Raw genomic sequence first — 12,959 nt, 5'->3', positions numbered from 1 at the left:
ACGGCCACACACGGCGCAGCTTGTTCCTAGCGACAACGGCGCGGCACGAGGAAACTTAAGCGCCATGCAAAAAGCCGGGTTGATCTGCATCAACACCGGCTTTCCCCGCCCGCCGACCACACAAGCGATTCTATTTTGTCGATGTAACCGCATCCATGCGCACGCGCACGTAGTCGGCCACCTGCTCCAGTACCGTCGACAGATGCCCGCGCAGCAATTCAAAGCCCGGGTTGCGCTCGCGCGTGACCTCGTCCATGTACAAGGGCCGGCGAATTTCCACCTGCAGGCTGTGCCGATTCAGCGCGGGCTGCCCAATCTGCGCAATCAACTGCACCCCTTTGTAGGGGTCGTTGCGCGCCACCGTATAGCCCAGGTCGCGCAAAGCCTTTTCGATCAACGCGATGAACTCCGGTTCGCACGTCGTGCCGTCGCGGTCACCCAGCACGAAATCAGCCAGCGGATGTTCGCTTTGCCGACCCAGGCGCTCGTAAGCGTCGTTGGGCATGGAATGCAGGTTCAGATGCCACACCGCGCCAAAGCGCTGCTCGGCCTGGCGGATCGCCTGCGCCAAGGCGGCGTGGTAAGGCTCGTAATACGCCTGGATGCGATGCCGCACTTCGGCCAGGCTCAGCTTGCGGTCGTAGATGGGCGTGGCTTTGTCCATGCGACGCCAGATCAGCCCTTTGCCCAGGCGGGTTTTCTCACCGGGCGACAGCGCGTGCGGCCAGGGTTCGGCCAACAGTTCAGGGTCCAGGTCCTGCAGCGTGCGATTCGGATCGATATACACGCGCGGAAAGTGCGCCGCAATCAAGGTCGCACCCAGCGCGGGGGCCGCCGACCACAACGCGTCCACGTGCGTGTCTTCACCCTGGCGCAATTGCGCCCGCGTGGCCACCGCCCCGAAATCATCGGGATAGTGCTCGCCGCTGTGCGGTGAATCACAGACCAGCGGCAGCGCCGGCCCTTGGGGTTCATGCACGGAAACCACGTTGAAATCGGCAAGCGTCATCGTCAGTCAGCCTGAATGTTGGCGGCCTTGGCCACCTTGGCGTAGCGGGCCAGGGCCTGATGAATCTGGTCCTGGAACTCTTGGGGGGTTGTCGGCATCAGCGTACCACCCACGTCTTCGGCCTTCTTGCGGAACTCGGGATCTTTCATCGCCGCGCGCACCGCCTGGTTAAGCGTGTCGATCACGGCCGTGGGCGTACCCGCCGGGGCCACCAGCCCAAACCAACCGCCCGTGCCCATGTCGGGGTAACCCAGTTCAATGTAGGTGGGCACGTCCGGCAGCAAGGGCGAGCGCTCGGCGCCCAGCACAGCCAGCGCCCGCAACTTGCCGCCCTTCACTTGCGGCAGCGTCGACGACAGGTTGTCGGTGATCGCGTCCACCTGCCCGCCCATCACATCGTTCAAGGCCGGGCCCGCGCCGCGATACGGCACATGCAGCAAGCGAATGCCGGACAGCATCATGAAATTCTCGATATTCACGTGGCCCAGCGAGCCCACGCCCGGCGAGGCGAAGCTGTAGCGCTCAGCCGGCGCCGCCTTCACCATTGCCACGAATTCAGCCATGTTCTTGGCGGGCAGATTCGGGTTGATCGCCAGAATGCTGGGCACCGCCAGCACATTGGCCACGGGCGCAAAATCCTTCACGGGGTCGTAATTCATCTTGCGATAGACGGCCGGATTCGAGCCGTGCGTGCTCATCGTGGCCATGCCCAGCGTGTAGCCGTCGGGCGTGGACCGCGCCACCTGCTCCATACCCATCGAGCCACCCGCGCCCGCCTTGTTTTCCACCACGATGGTCTGCTTGAGCTCTCGGCCGGCATACTCGGCCACCAGGCGGGCCACGATGTCGGTCGAGCCGCCGGCGGCGAACGGCACCACCAGCTTGATGGGTCGCGAGGGGTAATCGGCGGCGTGGACAACGCCGGCAAAAGACAGGGTGGCGAAGACGCCAGCAAGCGCGAAACGCGCGGATCGGCCAAGCAAGCGGCAAGACATGAGTCGACTCCGAAAAAGGAAGGTGTGGGTTTCAGACAGGCCGCCAGTGTCCAAACTTTACCGTCCCCTTTCAAACGACTATATTGCACTCCTTCATTACCAAAGATCATGCTCGATGCGGCTGCATTCGCCATCCATGTCTGAGTTGCATGCCTTTATCACGGCAGCGCGCTTGGGCAGCTTCACACTGGCCGCCCAGACGCTATGCGTGACGCAGGGTGCCATCAGCCGCGCCATTTCGCGTCTGGAAGCGCATTTCGGCCAGCCGCTGATGCATCGCAATGCGCATGGGTTGACCCTGACCCAGATGGGCCAGAAACTCTACGACGGTGCGCACGGGCCGCTACAAGCCATCGAAAAGCTCAGCACCGAGCTACGCGCCGACGAGCGCCGCCGGCACCTGACGCTATCCATGGTGCCCACGCTGGCCAGCGCCTGGCTGGTACCGCATCTGCCCGACTTCCATCGGCGCCATCCCGACATCCAGCTCAACTTCTCGCCTTATCGCCGCAATGAAGACTTTTCGGGCGCCACGCCGGACGCGAGCATCCTGGCGGGCACGCCCGAGCAATGGCCGGGATGGCAGGCCGACTACGTGATCGGACGCGAAGTGGTGGTGATCTGCCACCCGGACCGCCTGGCCGCGCGCCAGGCCAAAGGGCTATGGGACACGCCGCAGGGCCTGCTGGGTGAGCCGCTGCTTTACCACACCAACGGGCAAGACAACTGGGTGCAATGGTTCACTGCCGCTGGCGCCCCGCGCTCTGCCGTCACGCTGTCACAGGGGTTCGATCAGGTGTCCATCCTGATCCGGGCGGTCATGGCGGACATGGGCATTGCCGTGCTGCAGCGCTGCCTGGTGCGCGATGAGCTTCAGGCCGGCCGCGTGGCCGCGCCTTTTCCCAAGCTGCCGATACGCTTGCGCCGTGGCTATCACTTGTGCGCCCCGGCTCAGCGGCGTGACCATTACGCGCTGGATTGCTTTCGGCAATGGTTACTGCAAACCGCGCAGGCGGACCCCGACGTCGTGGCGGCGGACCAAGTCCGCTGAGTGCGCCTTGCTTCGGCAGAAATGTCTGGTTTCGTTCGTAAGGAAATTCGTGCAACCAAATAAAACGGGCCTCTTTCCAGAGGCCCGGCTCACATGCGGCGGTGCGACGCTCAAGGCGCCAGCTTGAATCCCAGATCCACGCCCCACTTATCGGTTTCACGCAACCATTTCGCCCCACAACTCAGGCAGCGGAAGTGATCTTCGCGACTCTCTTCGCGCCCTTTTTGTGTGGGATTGGTGAAACCTTGATGTCCCAGATGCGAATGCGGCGCAACGCCGGCAAGGCCCGGGTTAATGCGTTGGCAAGCCAAACACATGACGCTCATTGATGCTTCCCCACAAACAGTGTTACGGAATTGTAAGGGATTTCACCAATGTTTTTCTATCAATTTATATCAATCGAATGACAATAATTGTTAAATGAGCGTTTAAACAACGTTTGGTAATGCCGCAAGACAGGTTGCCAAATGGTAAGGCGACGTTGACGGCATATCGCCGCGCACCACCGCGCCCTGGCCGTCCAGGCACTCGTACCAACCGCCGTCGTGCAGGAAACGGGCGCGGAAACCGGCCATGCCGGATTCCAGAGCGGGCCAATCGCCCAACACTGCCAATGCGCGCAGATATTCGGTCTGCGCCCAGATGCGCCGAGTGTCATCGATGACCGCGCCCGCCTCATCCAACGACGCCACGACGCCCGCGCCGCCCACGTCCACGCCATGCTCGCGAGACCACCGCACGGCGCGGGGCAAGGATTCCACCAACTCCAGGCCCTCGAACACTTCAGCCGCGCCGTGCACCAGCGACAACCATTCGAACTGATGCCCGGGTTCCAGCCGGTTGCCGGCCGAGCCCTGCAGGGCCTCCGATATGCACTGCGTGGGCCCATGCACGAAAAACTGGCTGACGCCTTGCGCCAGCGAACGCAGATGCTGTGCAAACAGCGCGGGTTCCGCCACTTGCGCGGCAGCCAGATAGGCTTCGGTCAGATGCATCATGGGATTTTGCGCTGGCGCTTTCAGCGGGTGCAGAAGATCCGCGCTTAGCGCCGCGTGGTACAGCCCGTCATTTGTCTTGAATCGCGACTCGATCGTGGCCGCCGTCGACAACATCAGCTTACGCGCATCGGCATTGCGGCTGCGCGGAAAGTACGCGGCGCAGGCCAGCACAATGAAAGCGTGCGTATAAAGATCTTGCGTGTCATCCAAGGGGCGCGCATCGGTGTCCACGCTGTACAACCAGCCCCCTTGCTCATTGCGAAACACGCGACATAGCGAATTGAACAGCCGGTCGGCATGCAGGCCGGCTTCAGCGCTTGGCGCCTGGGCAAACACATACAGTTGCCGCGCACAAGCCATCGCACGATACCGGGTGGGCGCCAACGGCTCACCCGTCGCGCCATCCAACGATTCGTAGGGCAGACCCAGTGTTTGATTGAAGCCCCGCCCCATCCACAGAGGCAGGATCACGGAATCAAAATGCGCCCGCAAGGCGCGGGCGTGTTCCGTAAGAGTAAGAGTGGTCTGTGCGGCAGTCATCTTGGAACGACGCATACCCGAAAAGGGCTCCAGGTTTCGGAGCAGCAACGATAACCGAAAATTTCGTCGCAATTTTTTGAGTATTCTCCGCAGCCTCATGCCAGCACAGACCGGTCCCACCGATCAGCTTCGTCGAGAGCTTTGCGCCCTATCGGAAGATGTTTTCCTCGACCCAGTTCTGCGCGAATATTTCCGCGCGATCACGTGCTTCGTCCAACGAAGCGCAGTTGCCCAAGTGGGAAAACGCGGCATCCACCTCGGTGCCGCCCTCGGCCGTTACCGTCAGCAAGACGCCATATCCGCCGGTATCCATGGCCGCCGTGGAAACGTCGATCAGTACTTCCTGGTCACGATGCTGCATGTGCTACCTCCCAGTCGGTTACCTAAACGCGTGAACCACGCGTGACGTTGCGGGAGCAAATTCCCGCGAAATGAATAGACCTGAAAGCGTCACGCAAGTTCATCTTACCGGCGACATAACTTGCGCGGTACGTCCGGAAGATGCCAAATCGCACATTCCGTCTCAGGAGATTCCCGTACTGGCCCATAAATACCCCCTTGAGTGCGACATAAGGCGAAAACATTCGCAAGATGTGCGGCAATTCCGCGCATCTTGCTTCAATGCGCAGTAAGCAGAAAGATTTAAGGGAGTTGAAAGAAAAGCGCGGCCAGGGACTGACCGGCGGGGCGCTTCTTTGCCTGGCGGCGCTCAGCGTACGTGGATGGCGCCAGGCTCTTCCATGCGCAGGGCAAGCTTGCCCTTTTCGGTAATCAACCAACGGCCATCGGGGCCGGGCTGGATGCAACGCAACGTTTGCAGCGCCTGCGAAATTTCAGCAGGCACCACGGCTTGAGCGGCGTCAGGTTCACAGTTGTCGGCCACGATGCGCAGCCAATGACTCAATTCGCCTTTCTGGAAACGATGCAATGCCATGCGTAATTCTCTCTTCAATGGCGTAAACGATAGCATGCCCGTCAAGGCCGCCTGGCTACGCCAACAGCTTGGGAACCGAAGAGGCCAGCATCGCCACGCCCGCCAGCGTCAGCAAACCCAGCACGACGCGGCGAAACGTCACATCGCTGATTCCCACATACAGACGGGCGCCCAGTAGCGTCGGTAACAGCATCGCGGGCACGATGATGGCGAAAAGCGGCAACATGTCGCTCGTCACCACACCCGTATAGATGTAGCCCGCCATCGTCACAACCAGCATCGACAGGTTGAAGTTCTGGATCACCGAACGTTGCACGTTTCGGTCAAAGCCGCGCAAGGTGCACCACAGCGTGGGAATCACGCCTGTAAAGCCACCGATGCCGCCCATGATGCCGCCTACCGCGCCCACCAGCCCATCAGCCGTCTTGCCGCCCGCTGTGATGCGGGGCAAGCGTGTGGCGAACAACATCATCGGACACCAGACCGCGAGCAAGCTGCCGATACAAACCTTGAATATCACCGGATCCAGATGGGGCAAAAGCATCACGCCAACGGGTATGCCCACCAGCCCGCCCGCCACGAAGGGCAGCAGATGCGACCACGAAAACCCTCGGCGCACGGTGAACGCCGCCAGCAACTGGCCGGTCAGCCCACCGAACACGGTCATCGCCGCCGCCAATCGGGGGTCTATCGTCCACGCCCAGAATGACATGGCCACCAGCCCGAAGCCGAACCCTGACAACCCTTGCACGAAGCCGGCCGCCACCGCGCCGACCACGACCAATACATATAACGAGTCCATTCTGCCGCGCACCTACAGGTGTTGCCAGGCCCCGCCCGGCGCACGACATTCTAAAGCGTTCTAAGACGGCCGCAGCGCAAGCGGACGATTCATGCGCGCCGCCAGGGCGGAGGCCGCAACGCTTGCCGCGATCAAGGACAGGCCCAGCGCCAGGTCTGCCGAGATGCGTTCATGAAAGACCGCGGATGACACCAGCAAACCGATAAGCGGCACGCACAGCATGGCAATGGACGTCGCCACGGGCGGCATCTTTTGCGTCATGCCCAGCACCACGATAAATGTCAGCGCGGTAGCCAGCGGGCCGGTGTACAGAATAATGGGCCAGGCGTCGGGCACCGCCAGGAACGTGGGCACGCCGTCACGTAGCCAGGCCAGCGCCGTTAACGGCAACGTGGCCAGCGCGGTCTGCCACGGGATCATGTCGGCGCCCAAGCGCACGTGGCGGCTGCCGCGCAGTTGGATGATGTTGCACGCCCACGCGAACGAGGCGCCCAGCAGCATGATCAGGCCGATCGCCGTATGCGCCTGCCACGGGCTGAACGCGGGCGCCACGATCACGGCTATGCCCGCATAACTGAGCGCCGTTGCCAGCCACTGGCCCGCGCTCAAGCGCTCTTTCAGAATCAATGCCGACAACGGGATGACCCATATCGATGTGGCATAAGCAATGACGGAAGCGCGGCCAGGCGCCACGTATTGCAGCGCCCACAGCGCCAATGCCGTGAACGCGCCCATTTGCAGCAACGCCACGCCCACCACCAGCGGCCACTCCTGCCGCGTGGGCAAGCGCATCCGTCCCAGCATCGCGAGCACCACCACACTGATCAGCGCGGCCGATCCGAAACGGCTGGCCGCCAGCCAAAGCGGGCTCATGTGCGCCAGCCCCATCTTCATGACGGGCCAATTGCCGCCCCAGATCAGGACCGCGCCCGCCAAGGGCAAAAACCTGCGCAACGTACTTTGCTGACTCATCACTGCCCGATCTACCGCTTGAATATTCCGCACTTTTGCCGATTGGCAAAAGGATGGAATAGTCTATAGGGTAAACCCCAGCACATTTCACCTGAATAGACTCCGATAAACTCCTGCCTCAGCATGAATGCACTGCCGATCGACAAAACTAGGTGACTTATGCCGGAAATCAACCTGGATGCAACCGACATCCGAATCCTGAACGAACTACAACGTGATGCCCGCCTGACCAATGTGGAGCTTGCCGCCCGCGTCAACCTATCGGCCTCACCCTGTCTGGCCCGCGTGCGGCGCCTGGAAACCGATGGCCTGATCGACCGCCGCGTCACCCTGCTGAACGCGCGCAAGCTGGGGTTGAAGGTCAACGTCTTCATCCAGATCTCGCTGGACAAGCAACGCAAGGCGGCACTGGACGTCTTTGAACGTGAAATCGCCGTGCTGCCGGAAATCATGGAGTGCTATCTGATGTCGGGCGACGCCGATTACCTGATCCGCGCGCTGGTGCCCGACGTGGATGCGCTGGAACGCCTGATCGTCGAACACATCACCCGCATCCCGGGCGTTGCCAGCATCCGCTCAAGCTTTGCGTTGAAGCAGGTGCTCTACACCACCGCCGTCCCGCTTGCCTGACGGACGTCGCAGCGTGATCGACGCGCTTGCGGGATAAGGCGGTCGCCCGCACAATGCTTGCGTCGGCGCCGACGGTGCGCCGGCCTTCCCTCCCATCGCTTAGCAAGGAGCAACCATGCCCGAAACAGAATGGTCCCCCGGCAGCACGCTACCCGATCGTCAGGGTTACTTTGAAGTGGAATTTGACACAGGCGAAACCGAAATCACGCGCTACGGCATGCTGGGCTGGGAACCCGAGCCCGAACGCGGGCGCATCCTGCGTTGGCGCGGCCTGGACCCCGATATCGAAGAAGCTGAAATCCAGCGCGAAAGCGCTGTGCGCCATAACGGCGACAACCTTATCGGCTGATTTGCCATGATTCACTAATGGCCAGCCGAATATAAAAACGCCGCGGAAACGAATGATCCGCGGCGTTTTTCATGGGGAAAGATCTTACCAGTCGAGCTTGGAGATCTTGGTGCCCGCCAACGACACGCCTGCCATCAGGCCGCCGTTATTCATGACGAAGCCAACAATCGGCTGCTGCGCGGTGTTGGTGTCAATGCGGCCATTTGCGCCGATATTCACCACAGCCACCGTGGCGTCCGCGCCCACCGTCCAACCGCTGCTATTGCGGAATTTGGTCAAGGCGTCATCCGTCATGAACAACAGCACCATGGCCTTGGATTGCGCACCGGCCTGGAAGCCGATAGAACCGGCCGTCGTGCTGTAGTAGCCGGCATTGGAACCGCCCACACGCAACACCCCCTTGCCATGCTCGGCGCCCACAATGAAGCTGCCGCTCAACACATCAGGGAACACCAGTACGCCCTTGGCACGCGCCACCAGTTCCTTGGATTGGGGCGACGCCTCGTAGAGTTTGGTAAGCGTTGCGTTGGCCGCGCTATTCATCGAGTCGCGCTTCTCCGTGGCCGTGGCGGAGGATGGGGGCGTGGTAGTGGTGCAACCCGCGAACAGCAGGCCCGCTACGCCAATCGTTGCGGCCGCAAGGCCTGCACGACGCAGGACAGGAAAAGTATCAAGCATGGAACTCTCCTTTCTTGTTGTCATCCGCCACCAATGTACCGGCCAAACCCGTCGGAGCACGGCGTCGGATTGTGATAAACGAAACAAAACCTACCTGCTGCCGCCTCGACCACGGCGGGTATTTTTCAACAACCATGCGCCTGCGCACCTGAAAGCACGCGCATGGCCACTGCAACATTTCGTAGAGGAATCACTTCCCCTGCGACATGGCTACAGAATGCCGTAGCGGGGCTCGCCAGTCGCCGAGTCCACCGACAAAATCGCCGACAAGACCAGTTCAGCATGACGCCGCGCCACATCGGCGTCGGCGAACGTCACGAAACGCGGCAGCGACCAGCGTTGCTGTCCACCGTCATTGCCCACCCGGCTCACGATTATCTCGATGGCCAACACGCCTGCATCCAGGCTTACGATTTCACAACCCACTTGGAAACCATCGATATGCCGTTGAGGCACCGCGCCCATTCTTCTCGCTCCTGAAATCGAACTCACCGCGCGCAATATGCCAAAAAAAAATCGCGCTGAAAAGCAATGGTTTCAATCGGTTATGAAGCACTATGCCGCCTAGTACGGACGCATCTTGCGAATGGTGGAGGGCAACGAAATTTCTCCCGTTTTGTGCCATTTTCAGATTTTTTGCGACAGCGGAAAAAACACGCGATAGACCCGCGCCAGATACCCGGGGGTATATTGCAACGTTCAACAAGAAACCAACCATCCCCATGCAAACCACAGCTTTCGAACCCGACACCGCTCCCCTTGAGGTTCTGCCGCGCGACCTATCGGCATACCGCGAAGGCAACACCGGCATCCCTTATGTCCATCGCTTCGAGTCCGGCGTGCCCGGCCCTCATGTACTGATCAACGCCATCACGCACGGCAACGAAATCTGTGGCATGGTTGCCGCCACCCATTTGCTGGACACGGGAGTGCGGCCCAAGATCGGTACGCTGACCGTCAGCTTTGCCCATGTCGAAGCCTATGAAGCCTTCGACATCGACAACCCCTACGAAAACCGCCAGCTTGTCCACAACTTGAACCGCATCTGGTCCGCGTCCATGCTGGACGGCGCCGAAGACAGCCCCGAACTGCGTCGCGCGCGCGAGTTGCGGCCGGTATTGGACGCGGCCGACTTCGTCCTGGACATCCACTCGACCCGCGCGCCGGTGCAACCCTTCTGGGTTTACAACGAGATGGACCGCAACACAGCATTGGCCGCGGCGGTGGGGGCGCCGGCCATACATCTAGTGATGCCGCAGCACAAGTTTCCCGGCACGGGCGTCATGGGCTATGGCCACCATGGTGACCCGGCGTCTGACAGCGGCGGCGCGCTGGTGGTCGAATGCGGCCAGCACTTCGCGCGTTCGGCGGCCGAACTGGCCACCGACGTCACGCTGCGCTTTCTGGCCCACACCGGCTTGATCGATGCGCCCCAGGACGCCGCGCCCCCGCCCGTTCCGCAGCGTTACCGCCTGCTTGAAGTACACATGGTGAAGTCCGAAGACTTCCGCTTCACCCGCCCCGTCATCGGCTTTGAGACCTTCGACAAAGGCGAGCTGATCGCCATCAACGGCGCCGAAGAAATCCGCTCGCCATGCGACGCCTGCACGATCTTCATGCCCACCCGCATGCCCATCGTGGGCCGCGAAGCGGTTTATCTGACGGTTGCCATCTAAGCGTCATGACCAAGCGTTCAAAATCGGATCCCTGGGTGTCGTAAGCACCGCTCTCAGATATCCGGAATCAGGCGCTTGCCCAGGCTTACGACCTCATCAAGTTGAAAGCCCAGGCTTTTGTAGAAGCCCTGCACGCCCAGGTTGCCCGAACGAATCAGCAGGTTGATCTTCGGGCAACCCATATCGTGCAAGCGGCGTTCAAGGGCGTGCATCAGCATCGTGGCGTAGCCCCGCCGTTGATACGAAGGCGACACCGCCAGGTAGTTCACCCAGCCGCGATGCCCGTCATAGCCGCCCATCACCGTCGCAACGATGGCGCCGCCAATCTCGCCCACCAAAAACAGATCGGCTTGCACGGTGAGCTTGCGCGCGATGTCCTTGACTGGATCGTTCCAAGGGCGCGTCAGGCCGCAGTCGCGCCATAACTGGATCAGGGCCGTCTCATCGGCGGAGTGATATGGCCGGATGGCCAAGGTTTGAATAGTCATGCTTCGTTCCTGTAGAGAGGAAAACGAAGACCGGACGAACCGCCTCGAACACGGCATTGCAAGCAAAGTGGGCACCACAAACCTGCAAACAAAAAGGCCACGAGGGGTATCGTGGCCTTCAGGGGACAGCGCCGCCTGCGCAGCGCCTTGTCGTGACCAGCCACTCAACGTAAGCGTCGAGTGACTCGTCGGTAATCTGCCCGGCCTGTCCGGCATGCGGGAGCTGAATGCAGTGAACTCATGCGAGCCAGCATACACGGGTCCCCGCGCGCAATCAAGATGGATTCAGCCCTGCTCTGGCGCGGGCAACGAGCCTTCCATCACCACCACCGCATTGCCCGCCACGCCCGCCCATACGCCATCGGCGCGGGGTTCGGCATGCGCCAGCAACAGGCTGGCCCGCCCCATGTCCACCCCCTGTCCTACGCGCAATTCCAGCTTCCCGCGCCCGCGCAAGGCGGCGCGTAACGCCGTGACGGCAGCCGTGGCGCTGCCCGTCGCGGGGTCTTCCGTCATGCGGCCGGTAAACATCCGCGCCTGAATATCGGTTGGGGCGTCGATGGTATCGCCACGCGTGTCGGTGGTGTAGACGTAGATCGACTTCGCCCCATCCAACGGCAGCAGCGCCGCGTAGCCGTTCGAATCCGGCGATGCACGGCGTAAGGCGTCGCGACTGGCCAACTGCGCCACCAGGAAGATCAGCCCTACCGACACCACCTGCGGCGCGTGCTCGGACGTGTCGATATCGGACGGCTCCAATTTCAGTGCACGAGCCAGGGCCTCGGCGGAAACCTCGCTTGCACGCATCAGCGGCTGCGGCGCTTGCAGCTCCACGCTTTCCACTCCCTTCGCGCCCGAGCGCAAGGCGATACGCACCAGGCCCGCCGCTTCTTCAAATACAAAGGCCTCCGGCGCCGGGCGGCCAGCCGCAACCATTTCGCGCGCCAGCACCACCGCGGTGCCTACGTTGGGATGCCCGGCGAACGGCACCTCGCGATCCGGCGTGAATATCCGCACCCAGGCCGTATTGGCGCGGTCTTTCGGCGGCAATACGAAGCTGGTTTCGGAGTAGTTGAATTCGCGGGCAATGCGCTGCATCTGCGCACTATCCAGCCCGTCGGCGTCCAGCACCACCGCCAGAGGATTGCCGCAATAGGTTTGCGTGGTGAATACATCGGCCGTCACATAGCGGTAGCGCATCAAAGGTCTCTCATTGGCGTGTGAATGGAAACAGTATGCGCGCCGCTGCATGCGTGGCGACAGGCACAGAATGCAAGGACTTTCGCCATAACAGCGCGGCACGGGCGCGCAGGTCGAGTACCCTGTCTTCCTGAGCCGTCCTCGCGGCTCGCAGCGCGCTTACTCCAGCAAGGAATGCACCATGGAAAACCCTTTTGGCGACGCCGAAGAACCCGCCATCGGCCACCGGCAATATCTGATCTTGATCGCGGCGTCCAAAGACAACGCCTCACTCGCCCAAAAGCAGCTTGAAAACCTGAAGAAGCACGTAGATGACCGCGCCGCGCCTCTATGGATCGATGCCAAGGGTATTGGCGTTTTGCTCACGACGGATATGGTGGCCTCGGAAATCTGGCGCGCCATGTTCCAGAAGGAACCCGGCCAGGACCTTGGCGATACTCGCAACATGCTGGTGCTGGAACTAGGCAAGGACTGGGCAGCACGCCGCGACGACAAGATCGAACACTGGCTGGCCTCGCACGTCGGCACCCCGCTGGCGCCAATGCCGCGCGGGGCTGGCAAGAAGCGTTGAAACCAAGTCCTGTAGCGCTGAAGTCTGTAGCGCTGAAGTCTGTGGCGCTGACGTCTGTGGCGCTGA

General features: G+C 61.5%; 17 protein-coding genes. 5 read left to right on the top strand and 12 right to left on the bottom strand.

Annotation, left to right across the window (positions count from 1 at the left end):
- Positions 1 to 130: 130 nt before the first annotated feature.
- Both ELS24_RS11090 and ELS24_RS11085 read right to left on the bottom strand, forming a co-directional pair.
- A complete protein-coding gene (locus tag ELS24_RS11090) occupies positions 131 to 1,009 on the bottom strand; it encodes an N-formylglutamate amidohydrolase (RefSeq protein WP_127184131.1) in 879 nt (292 codons plus the stop codon).
- Between the two features lie 2 nt (positions 1,010 to 1,011).
- On the bottom strand, positions 1,012 to 2,004 hold the full coding sequence (locus ELS24_RS11085; RefSeq protein WP_050448574.1) for a Bug family tripartite tricarboxylate transporter substrate binding protein: 993 nt from the start codon (positions 2,002 to 2,004) through the stop codon (positions 1,012 to 1,014).
- Positions 2,005 to 2,119: 115 nt separating this feature from the next.
- Between ELS24_RS11085 and ELS24_RS11080 the strand changes: the two genes are divergently transcribed.
- A complete protein-coding gene (locus tag ELS24_RS11080; protein ID WP_127184130.1) occupies positions 2,120 to 3,055 on the top strand; it encodes a LysR substrate-binding domain-containing protein in 936 nt (311 codons plus the stop codon).
- A gap of 110 nt (positions 3,056 to 3,165) precedes the next feature.
- Here the strand turns inward: ELS24_RS11080 and ELS24_RS31595 are convergent, their stop codons facing one another.
- From ELS24_RS31595 to ELS24_RS11050, 6 genes are all read right to left on the bottom strand, one after another.
- A complete protein-coding gene (locus ELS24_RS31595; protein ID WP_025135384.1) occupies positions 3,166 to 3,381 on the bottom strand; it encodes a hypothetical protein in 216 nt (71 codons plus the stop codon).
- 102 nt (positions 3,382 to 3,483) lie between these two features.
- On the bottom strand, positions 3,484 to 4,593 hold the full coding sequence (locus tag ELS24_RS11070; RefSeq protein WP_050448636.1) for an AGE family epimerase/isomerase: 1,110 nt from the start codon (positions 4,591 to 4,593) through the stop codon (positions 3,484 to 3,486).
- A 148-nt stretch (positions 4,594 to 4,741) separates the two neighbouring features.
- A complete protein-coding gene (locus tag ELS24_RS11065; protein WP_006218759.1) occupies positions 4,742 to 4,954 on the bottom strand; it encodes a hypothetical protein in 213 nt (70 codons plus the stop codon).
- A 348-nt stretch (positions 4,955 to 5,302) separates the two neighbouring features.
- Entirely contained in the window at positions 5,303 to 5,527 is a 225-nt protein-coding gene (locus tag ELS24_RS11060) for a hypothetical protein (protein WP_050448577.1), read from the bottom strand.
- A 55-nt stretch (positions 5,528 to 5,582) separates the two neighbouring features.
- Entirely contained in the window at positions 5,583 to 6,329 is a 747-nt protein-coding gene (locus tag ELS24_RS11055) for a sulfite exporter TauE/SafE family protein (RefSeq protein ID WP_050448578.1), read from the bottom strand.
- Positions 6,330 to 6,389: 60 nt separating this feature from the next.
- Positions 6,390 to 7,301 (bottom strand): DMT family transporter, encoded by a 912-nt coding sequence (locus ELS24_RS11050; protein ID WP_127184129.1) that lies wholly within the window; start codon positions 7,299 to 7,301, stop codon positions 6,390 to 6,392.
- 159 nt (positions 7,302 to 7,460) lie between these two features.
- On the opposite strand from ELS24_RS11050, the gene ELS24_RS11045 reads away from it, so the two are divergent.
- Positions 7,461 to 7,931: an Lrp/AsnC family transcriptional regulator gene (locus tag ELS24_RS11045; protein WP_006218755.1), complete on the top strand. Its 471-nt coding sequence runs from the start codon at positions 7,461 to 7,463 to the stop codon at positions 7,929 to 7,931.
- A gap of 115 nt (positions 7,932 to 8,046) precedes the next feature.
- A complete protein-coding gene (locus ELS24_RS11040) occupies positions 8,047 to 8,280 on the top strand; it encodes a hypothetical protein (RefSeq protein WP_050448580.1) in 234 nt (77 codons plus the stop codon).
- An 84-nt stretch (positions 8,281 to 8,364) separates the two neighbouring features.
- On the opposite strand, the gene ELS24_RS11035 is transcribed toward ELS24_RS11040, so the two are convergent.
- Both ELS24_RS11035 and ELS24_RS11030 read right to left on the bottom strand, forming a co-directional pair.
- Positions 8,365 to 8,958, bottom strand: coding sequence for a BPSL1445 family SYLF domain-containing lipoprotein (locus tag ELS24_RS11035; RefSeq protein WP_127184128.1), 594 nt, complete (start codon positions 8,956 to 8,958; stop codon positions 8,365 to 8,367).
- Positions 8,959 to 9,168: 210 nt separating this feature from the next.
- Positions 9,169 to 9,423 carry a hypothetical protein gene (locus tag ELS24_RS11030; protein WP_050448582.1) on the bottom strand — a complete coding sequence of 85 codons (255 nt, stop codon included), beginning with the start codon at positions 9,421 to 9,423 and terminating at the stop codon, positions 9,169 to 9,171.
- A gap of 257 nt (positions 9,424 to 9,680) precedes the next feature.
- On the opposite strand from ELS24_RS11030, the gene ELS24_RS11025 reads away from it, so the two are divergent.
- Positions 9,681 to 10,634: a succinylglutamate desuccinylase/aspartoacylase domain-containing protein gene (locus ELS24_RS11025; RefSeq protein ID WP_050448583.1), complete on the top strand. Its 954-nt coding sequence runs from the start codon at positions 9,681 to 9,683 to the stop codon at positions 10,632 to 10,634.
- A 53-nt stretch (positions 10,635 to 10,687) separates the two neighbouring features.
- Here ELS24_RS11025 and ELS24_RS11020 read toward each other — a convergent pair whose 3' ends face one another.
- Both ELS24_RS11020 and ELS24_RS11015 read right to left on the bottom strand, forming a co-directional pair.
- Positions 10,688 to 11,122 (bottom strand): GNAT family acetyltransferase, encoded by a 435-nt coding sequence (locus ELS24_RS11020; RefSeq protein WP_050448584.1) that lies wholly within the window; start codon positions 11,120 to 11,122, stop codon positions 10,688 to 10,690.
- A 285-nt stretch (positions 11,123 to 11,407) separates the two neighbouring features.
- Entirely contained in the window at positions 11,408 to 12,322 is a 915-nt protein-coding gene (locus tag ELS24_RS11015) for a PhzF family phenazine biosynthesis protein (protein WP_127184127.1), read from the bottom strand.
- Between the two features lie 181 nt (positions 12,323 to 12,503).
- Between ELS24_RS11015 and ELS24_RS11010 the strand changes: the two genes are divergently transcribed.
- The gene (locus ELS24_RS11010; RefSeq protein WP_050448586.1) at positions 12,504 to 12,893 is read left to right on the top strand and encodes a hypothetical protein; all 390 of its coding nucleotides are present in this window, start codon (positions 12,504 to 12,506) and stop codon (positions 12,891 to 12,893) included.
- Positions 12,894 to 12,959: the final 66 nt, after the last annotated feature.

Source organism: Achromobacter spanius (assembly GCF_003994415.1).
Lineage (GTDB): Bacteria > Pseudomonadota > Gammaproteobacteria > Burkholderiales > Burkholderiaceae_B > Achromobacter > Achromobacter spanius_C.
Note: the sequence above shows the minus strand (reverse complement) of the source record. Positions and strands in the feature narration are given on the sequence as shown.

Coding starts and splice junctions, on each gene's coding strand:
- ELS24_RS11090 (WP_127184131.1), bottom strand. CDS start 1,009: ATGACGCTTGCCGATTTCAACGTGGTTTCCGTGCATGAACCCCAAGGG.
- ELS24_RS11085 (WP_050448574.1), bottom strand. CDS start 2,004: ATGTCTTGCCGCTTGCTTGGCCGATCCGCGCGTTTCGCGCTTGCTGGC.
- ELS24_RS11080 (WP_127184130.1), top strand. CDS start 2,120: ATGCGGCTGCATTCGCCATCCATGTCTGAGTTGCATGCCTTTATCACG.
- ELS24_RS31595 (WP_025135384.1), bottom strand. CDS start 3,381: ATGAGCGTCATGTGTTTGGCTTGCCAACGCATTAACCCGGGCCTTGCC.
- ELS24_RS11070 (WP_050448636.1), bottom strand. CDS start 4,593: ATGACTGCCGCACAGACCACTCTTACTCTTACGGAACACGCCCGCGCC.
- ELS24_RS11065 (WP_006218759.1), bottom strand. CDS start 4,954: ATGCAGCATCGTGACCAGGAAGTACTGATCGACGTTTCCACGGCGGCC.
- ELS24_RS11060 (WP_050448577.1), bottom strand. CDS start 5,527: ATGGCATTGCATCGTTTCCAGAAAGGCGAATTGAGTCATTGGCTGCGC.
- ELS24_RS11055 (WP_050448578.1), bottom strand. CDS start 6,329: ATGGACTCGTTATATGTATTGGTCGTGGTCGGCGCGGTGGCGGCCGGC.
- ELS24_RS11050 (WP_127184129.1), bottom strand. CDS start 7,301: ATGAGTCAGCAAAGTACGTTGCGCAGGTTTTTGCCCTTGGCGGGCGCG.
- ELS24_RS11045 (WP_006218755.1), top strand. CDS start 7,461: ATGCCGGAAATCAACCTGGATGCAACCGACATCCGAATCCTGAACGAA.
- ELS24_RS11040 (WP_050448580.1), top strand. CDS start 8,047: ATGCCCGAAACAGAATGGTCCCCCGGCAGCACGCTACCCGATCGTCAG.
- ELS24_RS11035 (WP_127184128.1), bottom strand. CDS start 8,958: ATGCTTGATACTTTTCCTGTCCTGCGTCGTGCAGGCCTTGCGGCCGCA.
- ELS24_RS11030 (WP_050448582.1), bottom strand. CDS start 9,423: ATGGGCGCGGTGCCTCAACGGCATATCGATGGTTTCCAAGTGGGTTGT.
- ELS24_RS11025 (WP_050448583.1), top strand. CDS start 9,681: ATGCAAACCACAGCTTTCGAACCCGACACCGCTCCCCTTGAGGTTCTG.
- ELS24_RS11020 (WP_050448584.1), bottom strand. CDS start 11,122: ATGACTATTCAAACCTTGGCCATCCGGCCATATCACTCCGCCGATGAG.
- ELS24_RS11015 (WP_127184127.1), bottom strand. CDS start 12,322: ATGCGCTACCGCTATGTGACGGCCGATGTATTCACCACGCAAACCTAT.
- ELS24_RS11010 (WP_050448586.1), top strand. CDS start 12,504: ATGGAAAACCCTTTTGGCGACGCCGAAGAACCCGCCATCGGCCACCGG.